Annotated in this window: 21 protein-coding genes, 1 pseudogene and 1 riboswitch; of the genes and pseudogenes, 10 read left to right on the top strand and 12 right to left on the bottom strand. The window is 57.5% G+C overall.

The genetic code is table 11. From position 1 onward, the window contains the following. Positions 1-26 precede the first annotated feature (26 nt). Positions 27-154, bottom strand: a riboswitch (SAM riboswitch). A 240-nt stretch (positions 155-394) separates the two neighbouring features. Together M3668_RS09520 and M3668_RS09515 are read left to right on the top strand one after the other, a co-directional pair. After that, the gene (locus M3668_RS09520; RefSeq protein WP_251380615.1) at positions 395-4,117 is read left to right on the top strand and encodes a DEAD/DEAH box helicase; all 3,723 of its coding nucleotides are present in this window, start codon (positions 395-397) and stop codon (positions 4,115-4,117) included. A 10-nt stretch (positions 4,118-4,127) separates the two neighbouring features. Then, positions 4,128-5,438: an MFS transporter gene (locus tag M3668_RS09515; protein ID WP_251380614.1), complete on the top strand. Its 1,311-nt coding sequence runs from the start codon at positions 4,128-4,130 to the stop codon at positions 5,436-5,438. Between the two features lie 110 nt (positions 5,439-5,548). On the opposite strand, the gene M3668_RS09510 is transcribed toward M3668_RS09515, so the two are convergent. From M3668_RS09510 to M3668_RS09500, 3 genes are all read right to left on the bottom strand, one after another. Next, the gene (locus M3668_RS09510) at positions 5,549-6,382 is read right to left on the bottom strand and encodes an aldo/keto reductase (RefSeq protein ID WP_251380613.1); all 834 of its coding nucleotides are present in this window, start codon (positions 6,380-6,382) and stop codon (positions 5,549-5,551) included. Positions 6,383-6,500: 118 nt separating this feature from the next. Beyond that, on the bottom strand, positions 6,501-7,379 hold the full coding sequence (locus M3668_RS09505; RefSeq protein WP_251380612.1) for an aldo/keto reductase: 879 nt from the start codon (positions 7,377-7,379) through the stop codon (positions 6,501-6,503). 20 nt (positions 7,380-7,399) lie between these two features. Further along, complete coding sequence (locus M3668_RS09500; protein ID WP_251380611.1) at positions 7,400-9,754, bottom strand: Tex family protein; 2,355 nt, start codon at positions 9,752-9,754, stop codon at positions 7,400-7,402. A 150-nt stretch (positions 9,755-9,904) separates the two neighbouring features. Here M3668_RS09500 and M3668_RS09495 point away from each other — a divergent pair, with 150 nt between their 5' ends. The 6 genes from M3668_RS09495 to trmB all read left to right on the top strand — a co-directional run bounded on the left by M3668_RS09495 (position 9,905) and on the right by trmB (position 17,084). Continuing rightward, positions 9,905-11,344: a TY-Chap domain-containing protein gene (locus tag M3668_RS09495; RefSeq protein WP_251380610.1), complete on the top strand. Its 1,440-nt coding sequence runs from the start codon at positions 9,905-9,907 to the stop codon at positions 11,342-11,344. A 215-nt stretch (positions 11,345-11,559) separates the two neighbouring features. Then, positions 11,560-12,393 carry an HNH endonuclease family protein gene (locus tag M3668_RS09490; protein ID WP_251380609.1) on the top strand — a complete coding sequence of 278 codons (834 nt, stop codon included), beginning with the start codon at positions 11,560-11,562 and terminating at the stop codon, positions 12,391-12,393. Positions 12,394-12,480: 87 nt separating this feature from the next. Next, positions 12,481-13,704 carry an MFS transporter gene (locus M3668_RS09485; protein WP_251380608.1) on the top strand — a complete coding sequence of 408 codons (1,224 nt, stop codon included), beginning with the start codon at positions 12,481-12,483 and terminating at the stop codon, positions 13,702-13,704. A 180-nt stretch (positions 13,705-13,884) separates the two neighbouring features. Beyond that, a complete protein-coding gene (locus tag M3668_RS09480; protein WP_251380607.1) occupies positions 13,885-14,289 on the top strand; it encodes a hypothetical protein in 405 nt (134 codons plus the stop codon). Between the two features lie 163 nt (positions 14,290-14,452). After that, positions 14,453-16,126, top strand: coding sequence for an alanine/glycine:cation symporter family protein (locus M3668_RS09475; RefSeq protein WP_251380606.1), 1,674 nt, complete (start codon positions 14,453-14,455; stop codon positions 16,124-16,126). 139 nt (positions 16,127-16,265) lie between these two features. Continuing rightward, positions 16,266-17,084 carry a tRNA (guanosine(46)-N7)-methyltransferase TrmB gene (trmB, locus tag M3668_RS09470; protein ID WP_251380605.1) on the top strand — a complete coding sequence of 273 codons (819 nt, stop codon included), beginning with the start codon at positions 16,266-16,268 and terminating at the stop codon, positions 17,082-17,084. 132 nt (positions 17,085-17,216) lie between these two features. On the opposite strand, the gene M3668_RS09465 is transcribed toward trmB, so the two are convergent. From M3668_RS09465 to M3668_RS11190, 7 genes and pseudogenes are all read right to left on the bottom strand, one after another. Beyond that, positions 17,217-18,245, bottom strand: coding sequence for an LLM class flavin-dependent oxidoreductase (locus M3668_RS09465; protein ID WP_251380871.1), 1,029 nt, complete (start codon positions 18,243-18,245; stop codon positions 17,217-17,219). Between the two features lie 258 nt (positions 18,246-18,503). Next, positions 18,504-18,938: a heat shock protein transcriptional repressor HspR gene (locus tag M3668_RS09460; protein WP_251380604.1), complete on the bottom strand. Its 435-nt coding sequence runs from the start codon at positions 18,936-18,938 to the stop codon at positions 18,504-18,506. A 2-nt stretch (positions 18,939-18,940) separates the two neighbouring features. Next, complete coding sequence (locus tag M3668_RS09455) at positions 18,941-19,960, bottom strand: DnaJ C-terminal domain-containing protein (RefSeq protein ID WP_251380603.1); 1,020 nt, start codon at positions 19,958-19,960, stop codon at positions 18,941-18,943. A 110-nt stretch (positions 19,961-20,070) separates the two neighbouring features. Further along, positions 20,071-20,655, bottom strand: a complete 585-nt coding sequence (locus M3668_RS09450) for a nucleotide exchange factor GrpE (RefSeq protein WP_251380602.1) — start codon at positions 20,653-20,655, stop codon at positions 20,071-20,073. Positions 20,656-20,657: 2 nt separating this feature from the next. Further along, positions 20,658-22,505 (bottom strand): molecular chaperone DnaK, encoded by a 1,848-nt coding sequence (gene dnaK, locus M3668_RS09445; protein WP_251380601.1) that lies wholly within the window; start codon positions 22,503-22,505, stop codon positions 20,658-20,660. A gap of 174 nt (positions 22,506-22,679) precedes the next feature. Then, the gene (locus M3668_RS11195; RefSeq protein ID WP_353055976.1) at positions 22,680-23,426 is read right to left on the bottom strand and encodes a rhodanese-like domain-containing protein; all 747 of its coding nucleotides are present in this window, start codon (positions 23,424-23,426) and stop codon (positions 22,680-22,682) included. Continuing rightward, a pseudogene (locus M3668_RS11190) lies at positions 23,381-24,265 on the bottom strand (NAD(P)/FAD-dependent oxidoreductase). The gene M3668_RS11195 and the pseudogene M3668_RS11190 overlap by 46 nt, the downstream one beginning before the upstream one ends. Before the next feature lie 192 nt (positions 24,266-24,457). Here M3668_RS11190 and M3668_RS09435 point away from each other — a divergent pair. Beyond that, on the top strand, positions 24,458-24,640 hold the full coding sequence (locus tag M3668_RS09435) for a DUF8730 family Cys-rich protein (protein WP_251380600.1): 183 nt from the start codon (positions 24,458-24,460) through the stop codon (positions 24,638-24,640). Positions 24,641-24,853: 213 nt separating this feature from the next. On the opposite strand, the gene M3668_RS09430 is transcribed toward M3668_RS09435, so the two are convergent. Both M3668_RS09430 and M3668_RS09425 read right to left on the bottom strand, forming a co-directional pair. Continuing rightward, on the bottom strand, positions 24,854-25,612 hold the full coding sequence (locus tag M3668_RS09430) for a hypothetical protein (RefSeq protein ID WP_251380599.1): 759 nt from the start codon (positions 25,610-25,612) through the stop codon (positions 24,854-24,856). Then, positions 25,612-25,992 carry a hypothetical protein gene (locus tag M3668_RS09425; protein ID WP_251380598.1) on the bottom strand — a complete coding sequence of 127 codons (381 nt, stop codon included), beginning with the start codon at positions 25,990-25,992 and terminating at the stop codon, positions 25,612-25,614. Before M3668_RS09425 ends, M3668_RS09430 begins: the two co-directional genes overlap by 1 nt. Before the next feature lie 365 nt (positions 25,993-26,357). On the opposite strand from M3668_RS09425, the gene M3668_RS09420 reads away from it, so the two are divergent. Then, the gene (locus tag M3668_RS09420; RefSeq protein WP_251380597.1) at positions 26,358-26,849 is read left to right on the top strand and encodes a low molecular weight protein-tyrosine-phosphatase; all 492 of its coding nucleotides are present in this window, start codon (positions 26,358-26,360) and stop codon (positions 26,847-26,849) included. Positions 26,850-26,894 lie beyond the last annotated feature (45 nt).

The raw sequence follows: 26,894 nt of genomic DNA, 5'->3' as shown, positions 1-26,894 counted from the left end.
GCGCGTAAGGTGCGCGTTCCTTTCATAACGTGCTCTTGTCTACACCAAACAGCGCTGATATGCGCGATGCAGACCGCTTCGTCATCCGAGCCACCCGTGAACATGGGGTTGGCGTTCAACTAAAGTCGGAGCTTAGCAGTTGAAACTCTTGAAGCTGGTTAAAACTCTAACCTACACCCGCCCAGCCTGTAAACAGGTTTCTCACCATTTGGTTGAGCAGATCAAGACCGGTAGCTACCTGTCCACCAGTTGCGCCCTTTGCTTCTGCGATAAGCTAGAAGACTAGGTTTATTCAGAAGTCGAATGTACTCGTTTTTCACTCACTGAGGGAAGCTTCAACGATTATCCGCTTTTGAATTTGCCCCGGTTTATTAGATTTCGCACCGAGGTTACTGTGTCATCCACTTCTGCTTTCCCCGAGATTCCCGTGACTGCCCCTGCCTTGATTCGGCAGGTGGGTCACGGGGCCTATACGCGCGGTCAGCGGTATATGCGCGATGGCATGGTGGTGCGCTACACCTACGATGAGGGCGCCCGGACGCTGACGGGTCAGGTGGCTGGTAGCGGTTCTACACCTTATGAGACGTCCGTGATTTTTCCGGCTGAGGTGCTGGCCGGGTCATCATCTTTTACCTCGTATTGCTCTTGCCCTGTGTCCCATAACTGCAAGCATGCGGTGGCTCTGATGCTGACCGCCATTGACCGGTCTGCTAAGGCAAAGAAAGCGCTGACTGCTAGCTCTTCAACCTGGCGGTCTTCTGCTGAAAACGAGGTAGCTTCTCTCCCGGTGGAGAACAAACAAAAGCTGGTGGCGGACTTGCGGCAGCAGATGGCCCAGAGGGAAGCCGAGCTGGCGCTCCCGGCTGGTGAAGCCACTGAAACGATGCCGCCTGCTGATGGGACAGCGTCCAAGTTACCTGCCTGGCGGCGGTCTCTTGCCTATTCTCTCTCTAGCCGGCCGAGCTTTGATAGCAGAACGCACGGGGTGTCCGGCGCCCTGGATTTACGGCTGGTGGTGCCGGGTAAGTACGGCTGGAGCAAAAATAACGGTGCCCCCAAGATTAGTTTGGAGGCCCGCCCGGTCATGATGGGTGCCCGCGGCAAGTGGATTAAGGGTGGGCTGACCTGGGAGAAATTCTCTGGCACAGCAGCCGGGGCGTCCGGCACGGGCCTACTCCCCGAGCATGCCAGTTGGTTTACCGAGTTCTATGCGGTCATTCGCGGTTCTCAGTCCATCTATTCCTCACACCGCGAGTGGGCATCCATTTCAAATGTTGATTCCTCTCTGCTCTGGCAGCTCTTGCGGTCCGCAGATGAGTTGAATTTGCCTATCCTACTTGATGGACAAGAGGCAGGTTTAGCGGTGGCTGACGAGCCTGCGGTAGAGCTCAGCCTTGAAACAGTGCCTGAACGCGGCAGTAGCAGCGATGCTCTGCGCCTTACCCCCATTCTGCGCTGGGGTGGCTACACCCTGCCGGCAAACCTGACCCACAAACTAGGCGTCACCCGCCGCGGTTTTATTGCACTGAGTGGGGCTGCCCAAAAACATTATGTGGATGCTGCCGCAGCCGCCCGTTGGGAGTCCGCTCTGCCCTCTGCCCTAGCTCACCTCGATGAAGTAGCGGTGCCGAGTGAAGGCAGCTCGGTAGACGGTGAGAACCACCGCCCCTCCTGGCTCGACGCTGAGGCCCAGCTGGTGTTGATTCCGCTGGCAGAGCCGCTGGAACCGGTGGCCGAAGCTCTGGTGTCCGGTGAATCAGTCACCGTACCGGCCGCCGATGTGCCCACCTTTTTTAGCGATTTCTACCCCCAGCTCACCCGATCCCTTCCCCTCTTTACCGCCGATGAAAAAGTGCAGCTACCCGCCGTCCGCTCACCACAACTAGTCTTAACCGTGGAGTTCACCCCCGGTAGCCAGGGCTTTGAGGCGGCCACCCGCTGGCACTGGGACTACCCGGCTCATCCGGTAGGCACCGATGATGAGGTCATTACCCTAGACGCTCTGGGCTACCCCGGTGAGGACAGGGCAGATATTCGAGATACTGCCTATGAGCACCGGGTGCTGAAAGAAGTGAAGCGAGTACGCCCCGGTGTTCCTTTTGGCAAGAATCGTTTTGAAGGCTGGTCTACCCGCACCCTGCTAGAAACCTATCTACCCGCCTACCGGGACATCGACGGGGTTCAGGTGGAACTACTGGGTCAGGTGCCGGAGTTCCGTGAACTGGATGAAGCCCCCGAAATCGTAGTCACCGTAGATGATACCCGCCGCCGTGACTGGTTCGGTCTGGGCATCGCTATCAAGGCCGGTGAGTGGCACGTTGCTTTCGCCGATGTGCTGGCAGCTCTAGCTAAGGGCCAGACCCACCTATTGCTGGGCAACGGCGAGTACTTTGCCTTAGACCGCCCGGAGTTCATGAAATTACAGGAGTTGCTACGTGAAGCGCGGGAGCTTTCCGATAAGAGCGGGCCTCTAGAAATCAGCCGCCACCAGGTAGGGCTCTGGGAAGAGCTGGAAGAATTAGCAGCTGAAACTCAGACCGTTGCTACCTGGGATGAGCAGGTCGCTGCCCTACTCGATCTTGACCACCACTCCCCTGCAGACGTGCCAGCTACCCTTACAGCCGAGTTGCGCCCCTACCAGGTGGAAGGCTACCAGTGGCTTGCTTTCCTTTGGGAGCAGTATCTGGGTGGTGTGCTAGCCGATGATATGGGCCTGGGTAAAACAATGCAGACCATCGCCCTCTTTTTACATGCTAAGTCCGTATGGGAAGCCGAGCAGGCAGAAAAAGATACGCAGGACGCCGGGGGGACCCAGGCGAGCTTCCCGCCCTTCCTGGTGGTCGCACCAACCTCCGTGGTACCTAACTGGGTGCGGGAAATCCACCGCTTTGCCCCCAGCCTGAAGGTGGTAGGTATAGAAGAATCCACCCGAAAGTCAAAGCAGCGCCTGACGGACACCATTACCGGTGCTGATGTTGTCGTTACCAGCTACGCTCTCTTCCGTCTGGACGAGGCCAGCTACTTCGACATCGGCGCTGATACCGAGTGGAACGGGCTTATTTTGGACGAGGCCCAGTTCGTCAAGAACGCCAAGACCAAGGCTCATAAGATAGCCCGCAACCTACCTGCCCGCGTCAAAATCGCGGTGACCGGCACGCCCATGGAGAACAACCTCATGGAACTATGGTCCATGTTCTCTATTTCTGCCCCCGGCCTCTTCCCTTCAGCCCGCGCCTTCAAGGACACCTACGCCACTCCCATCGAATCCGGGGAGGAAACCAAGGCTCTGGGCAGGCTGCGCCGGCGCGTGCGTCCGCTCATGAAACGCCGCACCAAAGAACTGGTGGCAGCTGACCTGCCCGAGAAGACCGATGTGCGCGTGGATGTCCCCCTGGCGCCCGCTCACCGTAAGGCCTATGACACTCACCTGCAGCGCGAGCGCCAGAAAATTCTGGGTCTGCTGGAGGATATGGATAAGAACCGTTTTACCATCTTCCAGTCCTTGACCACCCTGCGCCGTCTTGCTCTGGATGCATCCCTGATTGATGCTGAAAAGTACGGGGCAGTGGAATCCTCCAAGTTGGACTACCTGCAGGAGAACTTGCCCGAGATTATTCACGACGGGCACCGTGCCCTGATTTTTAGCCAGTTCACCAGCTACCTGAAAAAGATCGCTGAACGGTTGGCTGATATGGGCATCCCCTACCTCTATCTGGACGGCTCCACCCGCAACCGCGGGGAAATTTTGGAGGCCTTTGAGCAGGGCACTGCCCCAATCTTCCTGATCTCCCTCAAGGCAGGTGGCTTTGGCCTGAACCTGACCAGCGCGGACTACTGTTTCATCATGGACCCCTGGTGGAACCCTGCCGCTGAACAGCAGGCGGTAGACCGTGTGCACCGCATCGGGCAGACTAAGAACGTCATGGTCTACCGGCTGGTCTCTGCGGGAACCATTGAAGAGAAAGTCATGGAACTCAAGGACACCAAGGCAGCACTCTTCGATGCTGTAGTAGACGAGGGTCAGTTCTTTAGCGGTCAACTCACCGCAACCCAGGTGCGCGACCTGCTCACGTCAGCGTCGGAAGATTCTACTGACAGGCAACAGACCACTAGCTAGACTAAAGCTCATGCCCAAGCTCTTTATGGATACCGCCCCGCTCAAAACCTCACCTGAATTCCGGCGGATTTGGCTCGGTGGCATGTTCTCGACCGTCGGCTACCAGATCACAGCGGTTGCCATTGCCCTGGAAATCTATGCGCTCACAGGCTCACCAGCAGCAGTCGGGCTAACTGGGCTGGTTGCTTTGCCTTCCATGATTATCGGCGGGCTCTACGGTGGTGTCATTGCCGATCGCTATGACCGACGCAAGGTGGCTCTGACCGCTTCTATCGGTATGTGGGTGCTAGCAATGCTGGTCGCTCTGCAGGCCTGGCTGGCACTGGAGCAGGTATGGGTTCTCTATGCGCTCATTGCTTGCGAGTCTCTGTTACAACCCATCAACCAGGCAGCCCGCGGGGCTATTATTCCCCGACTGGTCAAGCGCAGGCTGTTACCCGCTGCTAATACCCTCATGATGAGCGTAGGCACCCTAGGTATGAGTCTGGGGCCTCTACTCAGCGGTTTGCTGGTGGCCAGCGTGGGCTATCGGTGGACCTATCTCATCAATGTCTTTGCTTTCATGGTCGGGCTCTGGGCGCTTTACAAACTACCCCCTATGCTCCCCGAAGAAACCGGGGAACCCAAGGTGCGGGGCTTCCGCTCGGTGGGCCAGGGCCTCGCCTTTGTGAAGGGCAACAAGGTGGTAGGTATGTCCTTCCTAGTGGACATTCTTGGCATGCTTTTCGCCCAGGTACGCCCCCTCGTCCCCGCACTGGCAGCACTGACTTTTGGCGGCGGTGAGGCAGGGGCCGGTTTCCTTCTAGCCGCAGCTCCAACTGGTGCCCTGCTAGGTCTCTTCTTCTCAGGTTTCTTGGGCGACATTGCCCGTCAGGGCCGCTTCCTCACCCTCAGCTACGCTGGCTGGGGTGGAGGCTTCATGGTCTTTGGGCTGGTAGTGCTTGCCTATGAAGGACACCCGGTGAGCGGCTCGCTCTCTGAGTCTCTTCTTCCGCTGCTGCTGGCGGCTCTGCCTCTGGCGTTTATGGGCTGGGCAGACGCCCTGGGTGGGGTCTACCGCTCTACTATTTTGCAGACCGCTGCCCCGGATTCCCTGCGCGGACGCCTTCAGGGGCTTTTCATTATCACCGTTGCCGGAGGGCCCAACCTGGGTTTTGCGCTGGTCGGTGCGTCGGCAGAGCTGATGGGTAGTGCCGCCACTGCTCTTGCCGGTGGCGCCCTAGTAATCGTCCTGATTGCTCTTGCCACTCTGTTGCAACCTGCCCTCTGGCGCTACATCCCAGAACCTGTACCTGACACCCGGCAGATATCCTCTGTGTAAAGTGTGAACGCGTACCTTATTGCCGAACGTTGACTATTAACCAGCGCACAGAAACGGCCCGGCACCTCCACAGTGCCGGGCCGCTACCTACAATTCAAAACCGGGTGGGTTTAAAAGGTGATGGTTGCCGGGTCAGCGCCGATACGGCCGTCCTCACGGGAGAGTGCGTCAATAGCATCAACCTCATCACCGGTCAGTTCTACCTTGAGGGACTCAAAGTTCTCAACGATACGCTCGGAGGTCACCGACTTGGGGATAGCCACGTTGCCGATGGCGCGGTGCCATGCAAGAACTACCTGGGCGACACTGGCGTCATGCTTTTGTGCAATCTCAGCCAGAACCGGGTTAGACAGTAGGTCTGACCCATTGCCCAGGGGGCTCCACGCCTGGGTAACGATACCCAGCTCAGCGTGCACCTCACGCAGGTTCTCCTGAGCGAAGTAGGGGTGCAGTTCAATCTGGTGAATAGCGGGAGTCACGCCGGTTTCAGCGATAATCTCGCGCAGCTGCTCCTCAGGGAAGTTAGAGACACCGATGGAACGCGTCTTGCCTTCCTTCTGTAGCTCAATCAGAGCCTTCCAGGTATCAACGTAGAGACCCTGCGAAGGCTTGGCCCAGTGAATGAGCAGCAGATCAACGTAGTCAGTGCCCAGTCGCTTCAAAGATGCCTCAGCGGCAGCCTTAGCTGCTTCAAAGCCTTGCTCATCGTTCCAGACCTTGGTGGTCAAAAAGACGTCTTCGCGGGGAACACCGGAGTTAGCAATCGCCGCGCCGGTACCTTCTTCATTGCCGTAAATCTTGGCGGTATCGATGTGACGGTAACCGGCGTCCAGTGCCAGGCCAACAACCTTTTCAGCAGTCTCGTTCTCTACCTGCCAGACGCCGTAGCCCAGCTGGGGAATTTCATTGCCATCGTTGAAGGTGAGGTTGGGTGAAACAGTCATGAATTTCCTTTTCTAAATGTTCTTCACTCCAGCCTAGGCGAGTGCCGGATTAGCTGAACAGGGGTTTCGGCAGCAGTGAAACAGTACCGTCACCTTGTGTCATAAAAGGTGGAGGGTTTTAGGCAGTAAAGCTACGCCGGTCGCTGTAGGTGGGTGCGCCTACATCTCCTTCAGCAGGGTCGCCACCCAGGCGGTGGCCGCGATCAAGGGCGCTGATGGTCTCAACTTCAGCAGGTGTGAGCGGGAAGAACTGGGCAGCGAAGTTGGAGGCCATGCGTGCGGGTGTCTCGGTCTTGGGAATGACCACAAAACCGCGGGCGATGTGCCAAGCAATCATCAGTTCGGCAACTCCTAGGCCGCGAGCAGCTGCCAGCTCACCCAGGGTTTCGTCCCCTAGCTCCAACCCGTAGCCCAGGGGGCTCCAGGACTCCGTAAGAATATTGCGCTCCGCATGATCTTCTGCCGCCTGGGTCTGTGCCAGGTAAGGGTGCACCTCAATCTGATTGACTACAGGAGTCACACCGGTATCTGCGATGATGTCATCTAGCTGAGCGGCAGTGAAGTTAGAAACCCCAATAGAACGCACCAGCCCGCGCTCACGCAGTTCCACCAGAGCCTCCCACGAATCCCGGTAGCGCCCCAGAGCAGGCTGCGCCCAGTGAATGAGATAAAGGTCGAGGTAGTCCTGCCCCAAGATCTCCAACGAGCGTTCGCAGGCTTCAATGGCAGTCTCACGCCCCTGGTCAGTGTTCCAGAGCTTGGTGGTTAAAAAGATGTCCTGCCGTGCCAGTCCAGAAGCGGCGAGCGCTGCCCCTACCCCGGCTTCATTCTTGTAGATAGTAGCGGTGTCAATATGGCGGTAGCCGGCTTCCAGAGCAGCTAGGACAGCGCCCTCGGTCTTTTCGGGAGCAATACGGCAGGTGCCAAAGCCCAGCTGCGGAATGCTCTTTCCATCATTAAGGGGCAGAGTTAGTGGAGTGGAGCGGTGAGGGGTCATGGAGCATCCCTTTCTTGAGGTCAGCTTGACGTTGCTTTACGTTTTAGCGGCGTTTTTCGTATCGGTGCGGTTTTATCTTCTAGCAGGAGGGATAGGGAGATCCGTTTGCGCTTCGGGTCTACCTCCACCACGCGCACGCGCACCACTTCACCGGATTTGACCACGGTATGGGGGTCAGAGACGAAGCTGCGGCTCATCTGCGAGACGTGTACCAGGCCATCTTGGTGCACCCCGATATCTATGAAAGCTCCGAAGGCGGCAACGTTAGAGACGGTGCCTTCGAGGATCATTCCGGGCGCTAGGTCGCTGATGCTTTCAATGCCTTCGGCAAATTGAGCGGTCTTGAAAACAGGACGCGGGTCGCGGCCGGGTTTGGCGAGTTCAGCAAAAATGTCGGTGATGGTGGGTAGGCCCAGGGTGTCGGTGACGTAGTGGGCGGGGTTTAGCTGCGCTAGGGCTGCTTCATCCACCGCACCGACCGAGGCACCGGCGTCCGCCAGGATGGCGCGGGCGACCGGGTAGGCTTCGGGGTGCACACCAGAGGCGTCCAGAGGTTCGGTGCCGCCGATAATGCGCACGAAGCCGGCTGCCTGTTCAAAGGCTTTGGGGCCCAGGCGAGGCACGTTGAGTAGGTCTTGGCGGCTGGCAAAGGGACCGTTCTCATTACGGTAGGCCACGATGTTCTCGGCAATGGTGCGGTTGAAACCAGCCACACGCGCCAGCAGGGCTGGTGAGGCACTGTTAACCAGCACACCCACGGCGTTCACGCAGTCCTCAATCACGGCGTCCAGGGCACGGCCCAGAGCTGCAGGTGAAACATCGTGCTGGTACTGGCCCACACCGATGGACTGCGGATCAATCTTGACCAGCTCAGCCAGCGGGTCCTGCAGACGGCGGGCAATAGAGACAGCACCGCGCAAGGATACATCCAGGTCAGGTAGCTCCACCGAGGCAAGCTCGGAGGCCGAGTAAACCGAGGCGCCTGCCTCAGAGACCGTCACCTTTTGCACCCCGCTGACACCCGCGGACGTCAGGCGCTTCAGCAGATCAGCTGCCAGGCGGTCGGTTTCTCGTGAGGCCGTTCCGTTACCAATGGCAATTAACTGCACCCCGTACCGTTTAACTAAATCTTCCAGGCGCGCTAGAGCATCCTCCCACTGGTTGCGTGGAACGTGCGGGTAAATAGCACAGGTCTCTAGCACCTGCCCGGTGCCATCCACTACCGCTACTTTGACCCCGGTGCGCAAGCCCGGGTCCAGGCCCAGGGTGGGGTGCTCTCCTGCAGGGGCCGCCAAGAGCAAATCTCGCAGGTTAGAAGCAAAGACCCCTATGGCGTCCTTCTGCCCCTGCTCAAACAGGTCAGTCCGCACCTGCCCGGCCAGACGCGGCAAAAGGCGCTGACGCCAGGCAAGGCGTACCGTCTTTGTCAGCCAACCCACCACGCGCTCCTCATCAGAAACCATGTTGAGCACCTGGGCGCCAATACCAAGAGACTCCGCGACGGTGCGTTCATACCAGCTGCGTTCGCGGTCGTATTCTTCTGCCAGAATTTCGGCTGCTTCGCGGGAAGCACCGGTCAGTTTGGACTTGGCTGGGGGAAGGACGTCCACGTCGATGTTGATCTTAACTGCCCCCTCTTTTTCGGCGCGCAGTAGCGCCAACACGCGGTGAGAGGGAATGCGGCGGATCTCTTCACTGAATTCAAAGTAGTCACTGAATTTGGCCCCGGCCACCTCCTGGCCGGGCACGAGCCGGGCAGTTACTACCCCGCGGCGGATAAAACGCTGATGCAGGGTAGTAGCAAGGGCGACGTCGGTCGAAGCAGCTTCTAACAGGATGGCGCGGGCACCTTCTAGCGCATTGTCAGCGTGAGCAACCACGTGCTCGACGGTGCCCGGTTCAGCATCGGCCAGCTCGGGCTCAACATAGGCCTGAGCGATATCGTAGGCAGAAGCGAAAGGCACTTCCAGCAGGTCCTCCACCAGGGACTCCATGCCAGCTTCCCGTGCCAGGAAGGCTAGGGTCTTACGCTTAGTTTTGTGGGGGGCATAGAGCGCTTCAAGCTCATTTTTTGTGGTTGCAGCGACGAGGGCTTCCCCCAGCTCATCGGTCAAAAGCGCCCGCTCGTGCAGAGTGCGCACGATAGCTTCGCGGCGTTCTTCAAGCTCCCGCAGGTAACGCAGTCGCTCCTCCAGAGCACGGAGTTGCACATCGGTCAGACCGTCCGTAGCTTCCTTACGATAACGAGCGATAAAAGGCACTGTAGACCCGTTATCCAGCAGCTGTACAGCGGCCCGAACTTGGGTAAGTTTGATCCCCAGTTCATCTGCAATGGTCTGCTCAATAGTGCGGTGGGTGCTGCCTGCTAACGTCATAGTTCCTAGTTTCTCATTAAGCGGGTCAGCGGTGAGCCTTAAAACATGTCGTAACAGTTAGCCTGTCTAGTAGCATACAGGCGCTAGCCACCCTAAAGTTATGGAAGACATCCGTTCAGGGTGCTACCCCACAGCTCTTGGAGAACCGTAATGACCAGCACCCATGACGCCGACTATCTGGCTTTTTGCAACCGTTATGAGTCCCTATTTTCTGGGCTAGTCTCAATGGGGTGGACGCACGTCGAGGTCTACACTCGAGTCACTACCCTTTTCCCCGATATCAACCGGGAACACTTCGAGACCGCAATGGCCTCAGACCGTTGGGTTTTTACCGGGCGCCAGGAACAAACGCTCAATAATGTGATGATGGCGGCAGCCCTCTGGTACGCAGTAGCGATAACCTACGACCTTGAGGCAGATCCTGAATACGCTGCGGTTCACCTTGACACCGTCATCCTGCAAGATTTACCCCGTCTGCTCGACTCACTGGGATCTACCCCCGAAGATATTTCTGACATCATGGGCAAGCTGGGCGCCGCCTTGAAGTATCTGGCAAAGCACCCCTACACTGAGCTCCACGAAGCTGAGTATGATGATCTGCTCGAAAACCTACCTGCCCCGGCAGCACGGGTAAGCGGCGGCACTCTTGAATGGCCACCCACCCGCGCAGTCATCGAAAACCGAGTGGGGGACCGTTCTTGGTCCGTTGCCCTCCTCAAAACAGGTATCTGCCCGCCGGACGCTGCCGACCAGGGTATCTCGCTCTCAGCAAGCTCCCTCACCGACCGCACTTTCCGCAACGCCCTAGGAGAGTTCCTCAACTACTGCGTGCGGTACGACCGCAAACCCACCGTGATGCTATACGGTCACTGGGCGGAGTCCACCACCCGCCACTACAAGGCGCCTCACCTCGGCGCTATCCGCGCTAAATACGGCTCATGGCACACCGCACTCCAAGAAGGCCGCGCACTCATTAATGATGCCTTGAACCTCAGTAGCTCAGCTGCCCTGCCCGTGCGGAGCACCACCCACACTGACCCCACCGACCCCCTTAACATCGATGACATCACAGCCCAGGGCATCGGCATAGTCCAGCCCAAAAAACTTAGCACCGAAGAAGAGGCCCAAAAAGCCTGGGACGGCCTCACCCAGGTCATGCAGCAGCGCCTCGAAGAACTGCCCTGGAGCCTCTCGCTGCACCTCTATTACATCTCCCCCGCAGTAGCAGAAACCGGGGATTACACCAACTACGCCAGTGTGCTACGCTCCCCCGCAGGCTACTTCTGCGAACTCACCTCAGCCAGCGAATTCACGTCTATCGATGTCACCATCACCGATGAGGTTCTCGCTGCCGCAGGCTGGGAAAACCCCCTGAGCAACGGCAGGTGGACCAAAAACTTCCTCTCCGTAGGCGAAGCCGCCCAAGATATCATCGCCGCCATGCGCTATGGCATGGGCTGCACCCAGCCGGACTACTACCAGTCAGATGACCCGGCTAATATGCAGGCCCTCGAAGCTAACCCCAGCACCGGGTCAATCCCCATGGTGCCGGTCACCGGTGAAGGCTACGTCTCCATCGACAGTTTCTAGAACACCCCTCAAAATACCGCAAATCTCCCCATCACCAGACCCCTAAGCTCACACCAGCACACGAACGCTTAGCTGAGGGTGCTTGCTCTTGTGTGCTTATAAGCTCGCACGCGCGACGCTTCAGCTCGCTTCGCTAGGGAAAACTCGCCGTCGGGGTCGAAGGTGGTCCGATTCGGCTACTCCTCGGCAATTAATGCACAGTAGGATAGAATCTTATGACTCCCCGCCGCCCCAACCGCAGACTGCCTAACCCTACTGATCGTCAGATTAGAAACGCTGTGCGGGTGTTCGGCAGCTTCCCTGCCAAGCTACGCGCCGTCCTGGCAGTATGTTTATTTCTGACGCTTCTTGTCGCTGGTCTTCTCTGGCTTCAGTCCTATAACTGGGATGTTGAGGATGCGCTGAATGGCACCCGGCACAGCAGGGGTCAGTCAGTCAGCACCGGTTTTGCTGGCTCCGGGGTGCAGACCTACGGTAAAGCCTCCGAGGTGCTGAACGGTTTAGAGGTGAGCAACAGCGCGGCTCAGAGCACCTACAAACGGAATCTTTATGGGGACCCCTGGGCAGACATAGACTCCAACGGCTGTGACCAGCGCAATGACGTGCTGACCCGCGATCTGCAGGATCTCGAGAAAAACGGGGAATGCAGAGTCATGGCGGGGACCATTATTGACCCCTACACCGCCGAAACCATTCATTTCGAACGAGGCCCTAAAACCAGTGAATCGGTCCCTATCGACCACGTTGTAGCCCTCTCTAATGCGTGGAATAGCGGCGCCTGGCAGTGGAGCTATGAAAAGCGGGTACTGCTGGCCAATGACCCACTGAACCTTCAGGCAACCGGGCAGCGCCCCAACACCGAAAAATCCGACAAAAGCGCGGATGCCTGGTTGCCGCAACCGGGCTACCGCTGCGAATATGTAGCCCGCCAAGTATCCGTCAAAGCCTCCTACGGGCTGTCTGTCACCTCGGCTGAGAAACGTGCCATGGCTCGCGTGCTGAGCACCTGCCCTGAGCAGCCCGCCTACCGATCAGAATTTAGCCGCTAGTAATAATCCGGTGAGCGTCGTCTTTACCCGTGATAAAGATAGAAGGGGGCAAGGACGCCCCGTCTAAGGCTCAGCAAGGAGGCAGCAGTGAGCACGGAGTTTGCCGGCTATCGGCGCGGTTCGAGCGAGTACCGCCGCCTGCTCATCGCCATGTTTGCCGCCGGTCTTGCCACGTTCGCCCAGCTCTATTCTCCCCAGCCCTTGCTACCTGCTATTGCAGAGGATTTGGGTGTTTCTGCAGATACAGCAGCGCTCACCATGTCCTGCGCCACCGCCGGTCTTGCTCTCTGCACCCTGCTCTGGGCGTCGGTGGCTGACCATTGTGGGCGGGTGCGTACCATGACCGTTGCAGTACTCGGTGCCACATGTTTCGGGTTGCTTACCCCTTGGGTCAGTCACTACCCGCTCATGCTCCTACTTCGCACCGTTGAGGGTGCCTTTCTAGGTGGGGTGGCTGGTCTGGCTGTCGCCGTCATTGTGTCAGAAGCCCACCCTTCGGTGCGCGCTGCTGCTACAGGGCTTTATATCTCGGGGACCAGTATTGGTGGGCTAGCAGGCAGAATCATTGCTGGTCCTCTCTCTGAGGTCATGAGCTGGCGGCTCTCCATGTTCGCTGTCTCGGTGGTGGGGGCACTAGCTGCGGTTCTTTTTATCACGCTCATACCAGCCTCCCACGACCGCCAGCGAACACCTGGCGCCTCGATAGGATCTAGCGGGGTAGGCTCTGCACTGGGTTTCTTCCACAAAATTAAAGGCCTGCTGACCAATATGCAGGTGCTAGCTCTCTTCTTTGCTGGTTTCGCTCTGATGGGCGCCTTGGTCAGTATCTATAACTACATCGGTTTCAAGCTGCAGGCACCCCCCTATTTTCTCTCTCCCACCCTCATCGCCTTCCTCTTCCTGATGTACCTCTTTGGCACGGTGTCATCGGGGGCAGCCTCACGGCTCACTGGCAAACACGGGCTTAAACCTGTTTTTCTGACCTCCTGTCTGCTTATGGCGGCAGGTATTCTACTCACCCTGGCGGGCCCCTTACCCGTGGTGGTGCTTGGATTAGCTGTTCTCACCACCGGTTTCTTTGCCGCACACGCGATTGCCTCTGGTTGGGTGGGTTTGCTCTCCCTCGATGCAAAAACCCAGGCAACTGCCCTCTATAACTCTTTTTATTACACGGGGTCTGCTCTCGTGGGGTGGGCTACAGGCCTGCTCTACACGGCTGCTGGCTGGTCAGGCACTGCCCTTGCCTGCACAGGTCTGCTACTGCTATCTGCTCTTTTTTCAGCTCTAGCCCTGGGCAAAAAAGCAGGGTGACGATACGCGCTTTCTCTCCCCTGGCGTGCCGCCTTCTGCTAAGAAGCAATGGTGCCTACGATTGAGAGTAACAAGACTGTTTCCGCTTGAAACTTGTGTCTTCCGTTGATGGATTTCACAGAAAAATGTTTTCACGGTAAAGTTTTTGTCAAACAGATAAACCAACAGAACGGAATTTTCATGAGCCTTCTTTCAAACGCAGCTCTACGCGCAACTTCTGGCCCACTCATCCTCAACTCCGGCATCGGCAAGCTGAAAATGGACGAGGGCACTTACGGCTACCTCAAGGGCATGGCAGCCACCGGCGTCCCTGCCGTTGAAAAGCTCTCAGATCAGCAGTTTGGTAAAGCACTTGCCTTCGGCGAAACCGCACTGGGTGCCGCCCTACTGCTCCCCATCGTCCCCGCCAAGCTGGCTGGCCTGGGCCTGACCGTCTTCTCAGCCGGCATGCTGACCATGTACTTCGGCAACGATGAAATGACCCAGGATGACGGCATCCGCCCCACCCAGGAAGGCACCAGCCTGGCTAAGGACTTCATCATGCTCGGCGCTGGCCTAGCCCTGCTCTTCTCATCAAAGAAGTAGCTCAATATTCATAAAGCCCCGCACCAGCTGCCTCAGAGCAGCAGGTGCGGGGTTTTTTGCGCCTGCAAACAGCAACATGTGACCAGCCATAATCAACAGCCTGCTGTTCATTTCGTGATACATTTCTGTCTAGGCAAACTACCCTTGCACCACAGGACACACCATGGACGCGCTCCAAAACATACTCGATTCCGCTAGCTCCTTTATCTGGGGGCCTTGGCTCCTGCTCCCCCTCCTGGTAGGAACAGGTCTCTTTTTGAGTCTGCGACTGGGCCTTATCCAGCTTCGGCTCTTTACCAAGGCAATGAGCATCCAGTTTGGACGCCGCGCCAAGCAGCCCGGGCTCAAGGGCGAGATTTCAGCCTTCCAGGCCATGAGCACTGCCCTCGGAGCTACGGTGGGTACCGGCAACATTGTGGGTGTAGCTCTGTCGATCAGTATCGGCGGCCCCGGTGCACTCTTCTGGATGTGGGTCACCGCCATCTTGGGTATGGCCTCCAAGTACGCGGAATGCTTTTTGGGTGTGCGCTTCCGCCATTACGACAAAATGGGGGAACTGACCGGCGGCCCACAGTCCTACCTGCAACGCGGCATCCCCAATAAGTTCGGAAAGTTCCTGGCGACCATGTTCGCCGTCTGCTGTGTCTTCGCCTGCTTTGGCATTGGCAACATGACCCAGTCCAACGCTATCTCTGCCAACCTGGACCACTCTTTTGGCATCTCACCGGTAACAACGGCAATCTTCCTAACTGTACTTACTGCCGCCGCTCTACTGGGCGGCATCAAGATTGTGTCTAAAGTCGCCTCAATCTGTGTGCCCCTCATGATTCTGCTCTACCTGGGTTTTGGTAGCTACATCTTGATCCTCAACGCTGGGCAGATTCCCGAAGTTCTTGGCATGATTTTGCGAGGTGCCTTCACCGGTGAAGGTGCCGCCGGCGGCGCAGTGGGTGCAGGCTTCCTCATTGCCATGCAAATTGGCGCCCAGCGCTCACTCTTCTCTAACGAATCGGGGATGGGCACCGCGTCCATTCCCGCCGCAGTAGCAGCTACTTCTCACCCGGTGCGCCAGGGGCTAGCGTCCATGACCCAGACCTTCGTGGACACCATCATCGTCATTTCTATGACCGGCTTCGTCATCCTCACCACCGGCACCTGGACGGGCGGTGACCCCGCAACCATGACCTCCCTAGCCTTCGCTACCGGCTTACCCGGTGCCTGGGGCGGCTACATCGTGGCTTTCTGCCTGGTGTTGCTCGGCTATTCCACCGTGCTGGGCTGGTCCTACTACGGCGAGCGTGCCCTAGAATCTCTAGGTGGCGGACGTCGTGCTATCACTGGCTACCGTTTGGCCTTCGCTGTTATGTGCGGTGTAGGAGCCATTGCACCCCTAACTATTGTTTTTACTTTCTCAGACCTGATGAACGGTCTGATGGCTCTACCTAATCTGATTGGCCTGCTCTTACTCTCAGGCTTGGTCGCACGGGAGACTAAGAAATACCTGACCCACGACCCAAATTTTGAGGCAACCGTGGATACCATTGACGGCTTTATGTACGGGTTGCCCGGCGGTTTGGACGCCCAGATTGACCATCAGGTGGACCTGTCCCAGAAGAACCCCGAGCTTGAACACCCGGACACCACCAGCCTCAAAGTGATTACCGAAAAGATGCTTGAGGAGCATACAGCAACGGCTGAGGCAGCACCGGTCTACGATGTAACCCTCACTAACGTACAGACCGGTTCTATACCCCTGCAGACCGGTTCACTGCCCATCATCCAGCAGGCTAAACCCTCCTTCGGCACTCCCACTGATCCCAGGGCCAGTAAACCTTAGAATTGACGCCAACTTGCATGCGCACTTTCCCCGGTAAACTGGTAGCTGCCCCACCCGGGGCGCAGGTGTGCACTTAGGTTTTCCGTGCCCCTGCCCATCGCACCGGTGACTGCCGGCGCACGAGACCTCAGGGAGAGTCATGGAAACCAACAAGCAGAAAGCCGATCTAGAGGATAAGGCGCAGCGCGTAGCTGCCGGCGAGGACATCCACGCACCGGCACCCGAGATTTTTCATCGCCAGCCTTACTCTTTTGTGCGCCGCGGTGATCGCCTGACCGCCCGCCGCCAGAAGGCCTGGGCCGCCTACGCCCCCAGCCACGTGCTGGATTTACCTCGCGCTATCGGTGATACCTCGGTAGCCGAGGGCGCTGTTTTTGACCAGGAGAAACTTTACGGTCGGACCGCTCCCCTCGTGCTTGAAATTGGTTCTGGTCTGGGTGAGGCTGTTGTGCACCGTGCTGCGCAGGTACCTGAGAATGACTTCCTGGCGGTTGAGGTCTACACCCCGGGTATCGCTGACCTGCTACTGAAGATGAGTCAGGCAGGGGTGGAAAATGTGCGGGTTGCCCAGGCGAACGCCCCCGAGCTGCTAGATCACCTGCTACCCGAGAACTCAGTGGATGAGGTTTGGGTCTTTTTCCCGGACCCTTGGCACAAGGCACGCCACCACAAGCGTCGCCTGGTCTCCCCTGGCTTTGCAGATAAGATTGCCCGAGTTCTCAAACCCGGAGGAATCTGGCGCCTGGCTACCGACTGGGAGGAATACGCTCTGGTGATGCGCGAAGTTCTGGATGCTCACCCCGACTTCACCAACGCTCACGCTGGTGAAGGTATCACCGATGAAGACCCCATTGGCGGTTGGGCGCCGCGCTGGGAAGGACGCACCCTGACCAGCTTTGAGCGCAAGGCAGGCGACGCAGGGCGTCGTGCCCACGACCTCACCTATATTCGCAACTAAACGATTTGTTCACATGGCCCCTGCCAGCGGTACTAATGCAGCATATTTCTGAATGAGTAGCGATTATTCAACGAAAGAGAGCCGGGATGAACCCGGCTCTCACTACATTTTCAATCTTTCAACCGGGGCGCTTTAGCCCTTAGCCAGCAGCTCACGTACGCGAGGAATCACCTGCGTACCGTAGAGCTCAATAGAGCGCATGGAGTACTCGTGAGGCAGGGGACCATTAGAGTACTTGAGGTCAAAACGCTGAATACCCAGGGTCTTGACGGTAGCGGCAATCTTCTGCGCTACCGTCTCGGGTGACCCGACATAGAGGGAGCCGTGAGTAATTTCGTTGTTGAACTCGGCGGCGCTGGAGGGGCCCCAACCGCGTTCGGCGCCAATCCTGTTACGGTTGGTGATCCAGTGCTGGCGCAGTTGCGCCTTGGCTTCTTGATCAGTATCTGCAACGTGGCCGGGTGAATGGACGGCAATAGGCAGATTAGTGTTGCCCAGCTGCGCATTGGCCCGGTGGTAGAGGTCCACGAAGGGCTTGAAACGCTCTGCAGGTCCTCCGATGATGGCAAGCATCAGTGGCATCTTGTACTGGGCGGCTCGCGCCACGGACTCGGGGCTGCCGCCCACGGCGATCCACTGTGCAAGGCCGTTTTCAGTCTTGGGGTAGATTTCCTGGTTGACCAGCGGGGTGCGGTTTCCGGGGTTCCAGTTGACGGGTTGCTCGGTGACAACGCGCGAGAAGAGTTCGAGCTTCTCAGCGAAGAGCTGGTTGTAGTCCTCCATCCTGTAGCCAAAAAGCGGGAAGGACTCGGTGAAGGAGCCGCGCCCCAGAACCACTTCAGCGCGGCCCTTGCTCATGGCGTCGATGGTAGCGAAGCGCTGGTAGACGCGAATGGGGTCATCGGAACTGAGTACGGTCACGGCTGAACCCAGATGGATGCGCTCGGTCACCGTGGCAATGCCTGCTAGGACGGCGTCGGGGGCTGACACGGCATAGTCAGGGCGGTGATGCTCACCAACACCGAAGAAGTCAATACCCACGCGGTCAGCCAGCTTTGCCTGTTCCACGACGTTGCGGATTACCTGCGCCTGATGTAGCGACTTGCCCTCTAGATCTTGGGTAGAGTCGCCGAAGGTATCCAGACCGAACTGGACGTCCATGTCGGTAACCGAGGGTAGGCGATCGCGGAGGCTTGTTGACGTAGTGATGTCGTCAGCGGTGAGGTGTGAGGTCACGATTTTCACCTTTCATCCGATGATAAAATATTTTACAAAGAAAGTATCTCACGGCGCGGTAAAAGGCACAAGAGGCAATACAAGCCAGCACAACGCGCATTTCAGGCCGCTGGGTGATGCAATACCTAGAACAACAAAAGCCCCTTTCAGGTAGTCATTAACAACCTGAAAGGGGCTTTTTTATTATTTACCGGTCTTAGGGCGGTAGAGCACCACAGCTTGGGATCGCGGCCGGGCAACAGGCCGCTTACCGCGTGCCAAGTGCACGATATCGCCCGACGCCCCGGCAGCAAAAACGCGTGATCCGTCGTGCAAGCGGTGTATCAGGGCCTCGTTCTCTCGTAGAAGCTCAGCATTGCGAGCCTTAAGAGCTTCTACCTGGTGCTCAAGATCAATGACCCGTTTGATGCCTTCTAGAGACACACCAGACTGTGAGAGCTCCTGGATTTCTTGGAGCTTCTGCACATCCCGCTCAGAGTAGCGGCGGGCCTTACCCGGGGCGCGGGAGGGTTGAACCAGGCCCAGGCGGTCGTACTGGCGCAGGGTCTGCGGGTGCATACCTGCCAGCTCGGCCGCCACCGAGATGACGAAGACCGGTCGGTCTGATTCCAAGGCCATGGTTACACACCGGCTTTCTTGAAGAGCTCTTCGCGCGGGTTACCTTGGGGTGCCAGCTCTAGGAAACGGGATAGAGCTGCCTGCGCCTCGTCCGTCAGGTCGGTGGGTATCTGCACCTCGGGTATCACCAGCATATCCCCGGTTCCCTTCTTGGTCACGAAGCCGCGACCCTTGGCTCGCAGCTTACGGCCAGTGGGTGAACCTGCGGGTAGGCGGAGCCTAACGCTCTTGCCGTCTAAGGTGGGCACCTCAAGAATGGTGCCGTTAACAGCTTCTTCCAGTGTGACGGGAACACGCACCAGCACGTTATCGTCCTCACGCTCAAAAATAGGGTGCGCGTCCACGCGCACGGTCACCAGCAAGTCGCCAGCGCCGCCAGGACCGGGGTGCCCCTTTCCGCGCAAACGCACCTTTTGCCCGTCCTTGACGCCCTGGGGTAGACGGGCTGTGGTCTGGGAACCGCCGGGGCGGAAAACGCTAACTTCGGCGCCTTCGTAGGCTTGCTTGAGGCTGATGCGGGCACTAGTGGTGGCGTCTTCACCCTTAGGCGCGGACTGCTGGAAGGCACCGGAACCGCCGGGGAACCCTCCACCCATACCACCGGAGAAGCCACCGCGGGATGAGCTACCGCCCATACCGCCGCCAAACATTCCGCCCAACAGATCCTCAATGTTGATGCCCTGGGAGCCACCACCGGTGCTGTAGCTAAAGTTGCCTGCCCCACCGGGGAACCCTCCTCCGGGGAACCCACCGGCACCGCCCGGGAAGCCGCCGCCGAAACCGGCAGCCCCGTATTTACGGACCTGGTCGTATTCTTCGCGCTGCTTCTTATCCGAGAGCACGTCGTTGGCTTCTGAAATCTCTTTGAACTTCTTTTCAGCCGCAGCATCGCCGGGGTTCTGGTCGGGGTGGTACTTACGCGCTAGCTTGCGGTAGGCCTTTTTAATGTCTGCATCTGAGGCGGTTTCAGAGACGCCCAATACCTTATAAAAATCTGTGTTCAGCCAATTTTCACTAGCCATGTGCGTCTCCTTCCGGGTAGACGGTAATCGTTTAGAAAAAGTTTTTTGCTGCCCAGTTAGGGCTGTGGGCGGGCACATGATGTGCCCGCCCACCGTGGTTTTAGTCTGCCTTATTCAGCGACTGCTACCGCTACCTGCGCGGTGCGGACGACGCGGTCGTTGACCTTGTAGCCGTAGCGCAGAACCATGGATACATGGTCGGGTTCCACCTCGCCGGTGGGCTGCTGCAGCACTGCCTCGTGCACCTGGGGATCGAAGGCGTCGCCGACTTCGCCGAAGCGGATCAGACCCTGCTTGGTGAGGGTTTCATCCAGTTTCTTGGCAATTGCGGCGAAGGGTCCATCTTCCAGGTCACCGTGGGTGCGGGCCGCGTCAATGTCGTCAAAGACCGGCAGCAAAGAGGCAATGACATCGCCAATCACGAAGTTGCGCAGCTGCTCTTTTTCCTTGGCGGTGCGGTTCTTGTAGTTGGTGAACTCAGCCTGAAGGCGGCGCAGGTCTTCGAGACGTTCAGCTGCCAGGGCAGCATCTGCAGTCTCGCCCGCCTCGGCGGCTACACCGGTTTCACCCGGTGTAGCGGCCTCGTCGGTGACACCCTCGGTCGCTTCAGGGTGACCGTCAGCGGCGGGGGCGCTGAAGGCCTCCTCCAGCGAATCGGCTTCTTGGCCCTGGGGCTCGTTGGTGTTCTCAGACATGGTTACTTCTTTTCGTCTTCGTCGATAACTTCGGCGTCTACAACATCGTCTTCATCAGCCTTGGGTGCACCGGCGTCAGCGTTAGCTGCGTCAGCCTGTGCCTGGGCGTAGAGTGCTTCGCCCAGCTTGGTCTGTGAAGCCTGTAGCTTCTCGAATGCTGCCTTGACAGCGTCATCGTCTTCACCTTCAAGGGCTGCCTTGACGGCGTCCACGTCAGCCTGAACCTCAGTCTTGACATCCTCGGGTAGCTTCTCATCGTTTTCCTTGATGAGTTTCTCGATGGAGTAAGCGGAGTTCTCAGCTGCATTGCGGGTCTCGGCTGCCTCGCGGCGTGCCTTGTCCTGCTCAGCGTGTGCTTCGGCGTCCTTGACCATGCGATCAATGTCTTCCTTGGAGAGTGATGAGCCACCGGTGATGGTCATGGACTGCTCGGTGCCGGTGCCCTTGTCCTTTGCGGATACGTGCACGATACCGTTGGCGTCGATGTCGAAGGTGACCTCAATTTGGGGCATACCGCGGGGTGCAGGGGCGATGCCGGTCAGCTCGAAGGTGCCCAGGTTCTTGTTGTCGCGGGTGAACTCACGCTCGCCTTGGAAGACCTGGATAGACACTGAAGGCTGGTTGTCTTCAGCGGTAGTGAAGGTTTCACTGCGCTTGGTGGGGATCGCGGTGTTGCGCTCGATCAGCTTGGTCATGACGCCGCCCTTGGTCTCAATACCGAGGGAGAGGGGGGTAACGTCGATCAGCAGAACATCCTTGCGCTCACCCTTCAGGACACCTGCCTGCAGGGCTGCACCCATAGCGACGACCTCATCGGGGTTGACGCCCTTGTTGGGCTCGCGGCCACCGGAGAGCTCCTTGACAACCTCGGTGACAGCGGGCATACGGGTTGAGCCACCGACCAGAACGATGTGAGCGATCTCTGAGACGGATACGCCGGCTTCTGAGATAACGTCCTTGAAGGGCTTCTTGGTGCGCTCCATCAGATCTGAGGTCATGTCCTGGAACTTAGCGCGGGTCAGCTTCTCATCTAGGTGGATGGGGCCCTCTGCGGTAACGGAGAGGTACTGCAGGGAGATGTTGGTTGAGGTAGCTGAAGAGAGCTCCTTCTTAGCCTGCTCAGCTGCTTCGCGCAGACGCTGCAGAGCGATCTTGTCCTTGGACAGGTCAGCACCGGTCTTGGACTTGACCTGCTCTAGCAGGAAGTCAACGATGCGCTGATCCCAGTCGTCGCCACCCAGACGGTTGTCACCGGAGGTTGCACGAACCTGGATGGTGGAGAAGCCGTCTTCATCTTTACCCACTTCGAGCAGGGAAACGTCGAAGGTACCGCCGCCGAGGTCGAAGACTAGAATCAGTTCGTCTTCATTGCCCTTGTCCAGGCCATAAGCCAGAGCTGCTGCGGTGGGCTCGTTGACGATACGCAGGACGTTAAGACCTGCGATTTCGCCGGCTTCCTTGGTTGCCTGACGCTCAGCGTCGTTGAAGTATGCGGGAACGGTGATCACAGCGTCGGTGACGGTGTCGTTCAGGTAGGCTTCAGCGTCGCCCTTGAGCTTCATGAGGATACGAGCTGAGATTTCCTGAGCGGTGTACGCCTTACCGTCGATGTCCTGGGACCAGCTGGTGCCCATGTGACGCTTGACGGACGCGATGGTGCGGTCAACGTTGGTGACTGCCTGACGCTTTGCTACCTCGCCTACTAGAACCTCGCCGTCCTTGCTGAATGCTACGACGGAGGGGGTGGTGCGGGCGCCTTCGGCGTTGGCGATAACGGTGGGCTCGCCACCTTCGAGTACTGCTACAACTGAGTTGGTGGTACCGAGGTCAATGCCTACTGCACGTGCCATGAGATTTACTCCTTGTATTGGTTTGATATTTACACTGGTGACATCTTCGAAGTTGAGCGCCTTTCACTCAACTCAGATGTCTTGGTTAACAGTTTGCACCCTTTTGGCAACTCTGTCAACAGACTTGAGTGAAATACGCTCAACTTTTTTGCGCAGCTCAATAGAAACTAATAATTACTGTTGGGCGGAATTCCAGGTTTTCCACCCTCCATCAAGATTCCTCACTTGATATCCATGCTGGTTCAAAATGCGCGCAGCTAAATAACCGCGCAAACCAACCTGACAATGAACGATGATGGGGCGGTCAATTTCCAGCTCGCCCAGGCGCTCCCGCAGAGCATCAAGCTCGATATTGACAGCACCGGGGATGGGTGAATGGGTAAATTCACCAGGAGTTCGTACGTCAACCAGCAGAGCACCGGCGTCCAGCTCATCCTGTAACTCATGGAATTGAACCGTTTGAACTAACCCATCCCGAATATTGCGATTAATATAGCCCAGCATATTAACCGGGTCTTTAGCCGAGCCAAACTGGGGCGAGTAAGCGAGCTCCAGCTCTGCTAAATCGGAAGCCCTCAAGCCACCGGCCATTGCGGTGGCAATGACGTCGATTCTTTTATCGACGCCTGACTCCCCGACTCCCTGGGCACCCAGTATTTCATCGGTAGCTGAATCAACAAGCAGCTTCAGAGACATCCCCGAAGCACCCGGGTAGTAGCCAGCATGATCTGAGGGGTGGGTATGAATTGCGCGGTAATCCCTACCCTCTTGCTTGAGGCGGCGCTCGTTCCAGCCGACACTCGCAGCCGTCATCCCAAAAAGCCCCAGAATCGAGGTGCCGCGCACCGGGCGCTGAGCAACAGGCCGGCCTGCAATTACATCTGCCACCAGACGCTTTTGCAGGTTGGCAGTATTCGCCAAGGCAACCAGCACCCCTGGCCGCTCAGAGCGTCCCGCTTTTCCACAGCATCCCCCACCGCATAGATATGAGGATCGCTGGTACGCATGTGCTCATCGACTAGAATTCCGCCCCTCTCTGAAAGGGCAAGACCAGCACCTGCCGCCAGGCGGGAATCGGGGCGCACACCAATAGCAAGGATGACCATATCAGCAGGCACTTCACTGCCGCTGGCAAGTTTGATCTTGCTCTGGCGAATTTCCGCAAGAGCCTCACCTAGGTAAAGGTCGACGCCACCATCACGGAGGGCGCGGTGAACCAACGCCGCAATCTCGGTATCAAGCGGCGCCATCACCTGGGGTGCAGCTTCCACCAGAGAAACGTGGAAGCCTCGATGAGAGAGGTTTTCTGCAACCTCAAGACCCACAAAACCACCGCCCACCACAGCAACAGATGCACCGGAGGGCAACTCATGAGTGCGCGCCATAATGGCGTCAACATCTTCCACCGTTCGCAGCGTCAAAGCCTGCTCGACCCCAGGCAGGGGAGGCACAAAGGGGGTAGCACCCGGCGAGAGAATAAGCTCGTCATAATTCAGAGTTTCAGTACCGGCAGCGATTTTGACGTCGATGGCTTGAGCAGCCCTATCGATGGACAAAACCTCACTATTTACGCGCACATCGAGCTCGAAACGCTACGCCAGCGATTCAGGAGTTTGCAAGAGTAAGCTGTCTCGCTCCTCAATCACGCCACCCAGATAATAGGGCAGGCCGCAGTTGGCAAAACTCACGGAGCCACTTTTCTCCAGCACGATGATGCGCATTGATTCATCATGACGGCGCAAGCGGGTGGCAGCAGACATACCGCCTGCCACGCCTCCAACAATGACAACGGTTTTCTGAGCCTGGTTCATTATTCAACCTTTCACTAACGCTACGAGGAACGCCCGTTCTTTAACCGAGGTGAACCAGCAGCAACTTAAACCTTCCTTGCCATTATACCCCGGGGGGTATAATATTTTGATAACTAGACCATCACATCTAAGGAGAAACCCATGTGTCGCCCCACCACCTGTAAAGTCTGCTCAAAAACCACTTGGACTGGCTGCGGCCAGCACATCGCCACCGTCAAGGCGTCCGTACCCACTAGCCAGTGGTGCAACGGCAAGCACACCGACGCTGAAAAGGCCGCCGCCCAGCCCTCCGGCGGGTTCTTTACCCGTCTTTTCGGGCGCTAAAGTTCTGCCATACACATACCCCCGCACATTCTCTCTTTGACCAGGATTTTTTCTCAGGTTTAAGAGAGAAAGTGCGGGAGTATTACATTTTTAGTCGCGGTGGACGTCTTGCCTGCCGTCCGCACGGCTCTGCAGCTGAGCCTTCCGGCGTCTTGATTTCTTGGAGTTCCGCACCGCTGCGACAGCCACACCGCACGCAATGACAAGTGGCACTCATGCCTTAGAGTGCTCCAGCAGAAAGAAGACCCAATCGGGCGGGGTGGGCAGAGATATATCGGGCCAGGGAATCTTCCACTGGGGCGCGGGGATATCGATATCGGGAGGGCTGGGCAGCCGCAAAACCGGCACAGGCAGATCTATCTGTGGCGCTGCCACATTAAACTCAGGTAGCTGGCCCACTAGCCACTTGATGATGCGCGCCACCAGAGGCGCCAGAATCAGGCCCACGATGTACCAGACAGATTTCCCCAGGCCAAACAAGAAGGGAAACAAAGCTCTCTTGGCTGGGCTTACGTCCAAAGTCGCCTGATATGCCTCAGCGCGGCTACCGGGTGGTGCGTCCAGCTCAATGTATTCGTCTTCAGCCCCGTGCTTATAGGCAACGAGGAGCAGCTCATCCACAAAGTTTTTTGTCCGCCTCAGCTGGGGCTGGCTGGGTGCCACAGTTTTGGGTGTAGAGAATTTACCGCTGGCCAGATTTTTCTTCAGGTTAATAGTGGCAGGTGTCCCGGAGTATCTGCCCACTACTTCACCGTTCACCAGTACCCGCGCTCTTTGCCTGGGACGTGCCAAATAGCTCAGTACCCGCCCCCGAAGACCAGCACCCGCCCGCGATTCGTTGGGTTCGCTCTCTTCTTTGCCCTGAGGTTCTTGCTCTGGCCAATCAGGGTCAAGCGCGCAAAACTCAGCGTCTGAACCCCGCTCAAGTACTATCTGCCCGGCAGTTGGGTGCTCAAGGCTCCAGCGCAGCATTAGCTCTCGTCCTCTGCGGATTTACTCCACTCGGTAACGAATTTCTTACCCCAGGGCAGAGAAGCCCCAATCACAATCAACAGAACAATCGGCACATACCAGCTCGCTCCGTCCGGGTAAAACAGCCTACTTGCCCACCACATTGATGCCCCAGCTACCAGGCCAAAGATGATGCTGGGTCGGTAGGTTATCGCTTCGTAGACGCTCAGAACCACCAAGGCTAGGGGCGTAACCACCAGAACGGCTGGAACAACGCGATGAGGCAGCGCCACAGCTAGCACCCACGGCATGAGAACAAATAAAACTGGTAAACCGAGCAGAGCTATATAGTTACCCGCTTTTCGCTTGAGGGCTGGGGTCTCGTGAGGTTCTGTCGTCATATCTAGTTTCGGTGAGACATCATTGTCAGTGCCATTTTATGCAGCATATCTGCCTACCGCAGCATTTGCACGAAACCAGGGTTCGGCCACCCCGGCGTCCGGAAAACGCAAAAGCCCCGCACCTGTGTGGGGCGCGGGGCTTTTGTCATCTCGAAAGAAACTCAAGAAACTGAGTGTATGGTGTTCCTCTAGTTCACTGCTGTATGAACCGGCGTGACCGCCTGAACACCATCAAGTGTGTGTACTTGTAAGACTATACACAGTTTGGGTATAGTTTTCCGTCCGAGCAGATACTTTTACACACAAGTTTCTAAGGTTTTTGTGCACGATATACAAGCTCATACTCCGCATGAAAAAATATGGATATGTATAAAGTCATGACAGTCTGCACCGGCAATATTTGCCGCTCACCCACCGGTGAGTTCCTCCTCAAGGACGCCGCCGCACGCGCCGATCTACCCCTCCAAGTAGCCTCAAGTGGCATCTCCAACGAAGAGCGAGGAAACCCCATAGATCGCCGCGCTCAAAAGGTGCTGGATGAGCTAGGTATCGACACCACAACTCACCGCGCCCAGCAATTTAATAGCCAAGATTTTGACCGCTTTGACCTCATTCTTGCGATGGACACTAACCACCACCAAGCCCTCAAACGGCTGGCACCGAATGATGCAGCGGCGGCAAAGGTTCGGCTCATGCGAGAGTTTGACCCCGCTGTAGCGCATCAACCGTTAGAAGACCTAGGCATTTATGATCCTTGGTACGGAAACCAAGAGGATTTCTACGAAACATTTGAGATGATTCGCGCAGCGGTGCCCGGCGTCCTGGCCTACGTTGAAGAAGCACTAGAAAGCCAGTAATGGCTGCTTTCTTCTGCGGTGAGCTCCGCCCATCTCACCTGGAGC

Source organism: Rothia sp. P100, from assembly GCF_023712425.1.
GTDB classification, from domain to species: Bacteria; Actinomycetota; Actinomycetes; order Actinomycetales; family Micrococcaceae; genus Rothia; species Rothia endophytica.
This window is presented reverse-complemented; position numbering and strand designations above follow the sequence as displayed.

Coding starts and splice junctions, on each gene's coding strand:
- M3668_RS09515 (WP_251380614.1), top strand. CDS start 4,128: ATGCCCAAGCTCTTTATGGATACCGCCCCGCTCAAAACCTCACCTGAA.
- M3668_RS09510 (WP_251380613.1), bottom strand. CDS start 6,382: ATGACTGTTTCACCCAACCTCACCTTCAACGATGGCAATGAAATTCCC.
- M3668_RS09505 (WP_251380612.1), bottom strand. CDS start 7,379: ATGACCCCTCACCGCTCCACTCCACTAACTCTGCCCCTTAATGATGGA.
- M3668_RS09500 (WP_251380611.1), bottom strand. CDS start 9,754: ATGACGTTAGCAGGCAGCACCCACCGCACTATTGAGCAGACCATTGCA.
- M3668_RS09495 (WP_251380610.1), top strand. CDS start 9,905: ATGACCAGCACCCATGACGCCGACTATCTGGCTTTTTGCAACCGTTAT.
- M3668_RS09490 (WP_251380609.1), top strand. CDS start 11,560: ATGACTCCCCGCCGCCCCAACCGCAGACTGCCTAACCCTACTGATCGT.
- M3668_RS09480 (WP_251380607.1), top strand. CDS start 13,885: ATGAGCCTTCTTTCAAACGCAGCTCTACGCGCAACTTCTGGCCCACTC.
- M3668_RS09475 (WP_251380606.1), top strand. CDS start 14,453: ATGGACGCGCTCCAAAACATACTCGATTCCGCTAGCTCCTTTATCTGG.
- trmB (WP_251380605.1), top strand. CDS start 16,266: ATGGAAACCAACAAGCAGAAAGCCGATCTAGAGGATAAGGCGCAGCGC.
- M3668_RS09465 (WP_251380871.1), bottom strand. CDS start 18,245: ATGGACGTCCAGTTCGGTCTGGATACCTTCGGCGACTCTACCCAAGAT.
- M3668_RS09460 (WP_251380604.1), bottom strand. CDS start 18,938: ATGGCCTTGGAATCAGACCGACCGGTCTTCGTCATCTCGGTGGCGGCC.
- M3668_RS09455 (WP_251380603.1), bottom strand. CDS start 19,960: ATGGCTAGTGAAAATTGGCTGAACACAGATTTTTATAAGGTATTGGGC.
- M3668_RS09450 (WP_251380602.1), bottom strand. CDS start 20,655: ATGTCTGAGAACACCAACGAGCCCCAGGGCCAAGAAGCCGATTCGCTG.
- dnaK (WP_251380601.1), bottom strand. CDS start 22,505: ATGGCACGTGCAGTAGGCATTGACCTCGGTACCACCAACTCAGTTGTA.
- M3668_RS09435 (WP_251380600.1), top strand. CDS start 24,458: ATGTGTCGCCCCACCACCTGTAAAGTCTGCTCAAAAACCACTTGGACT.
- M3668_RS09430 (WP_251380599.1), bottom strand. CDS start 25,612: ATGCTGCGCTGGAGCCTTGAGCACCCAACTGCCGGGCAGATAGTACTT.
- M3668_RS09425 (WP_251380598.1), bottom strand. CDS start 25,992: ATGACGACAGAACCTCACGAGACCCCAGCCCTCAAGCGAAAAGCGGGT.
- M3668_RS09420 (WP_251380597.1), top strand. CDS start 26,358: ATGTATAAAGTCATGACAGTCTGCACCGGCAATATTTGCCGCTCACCC.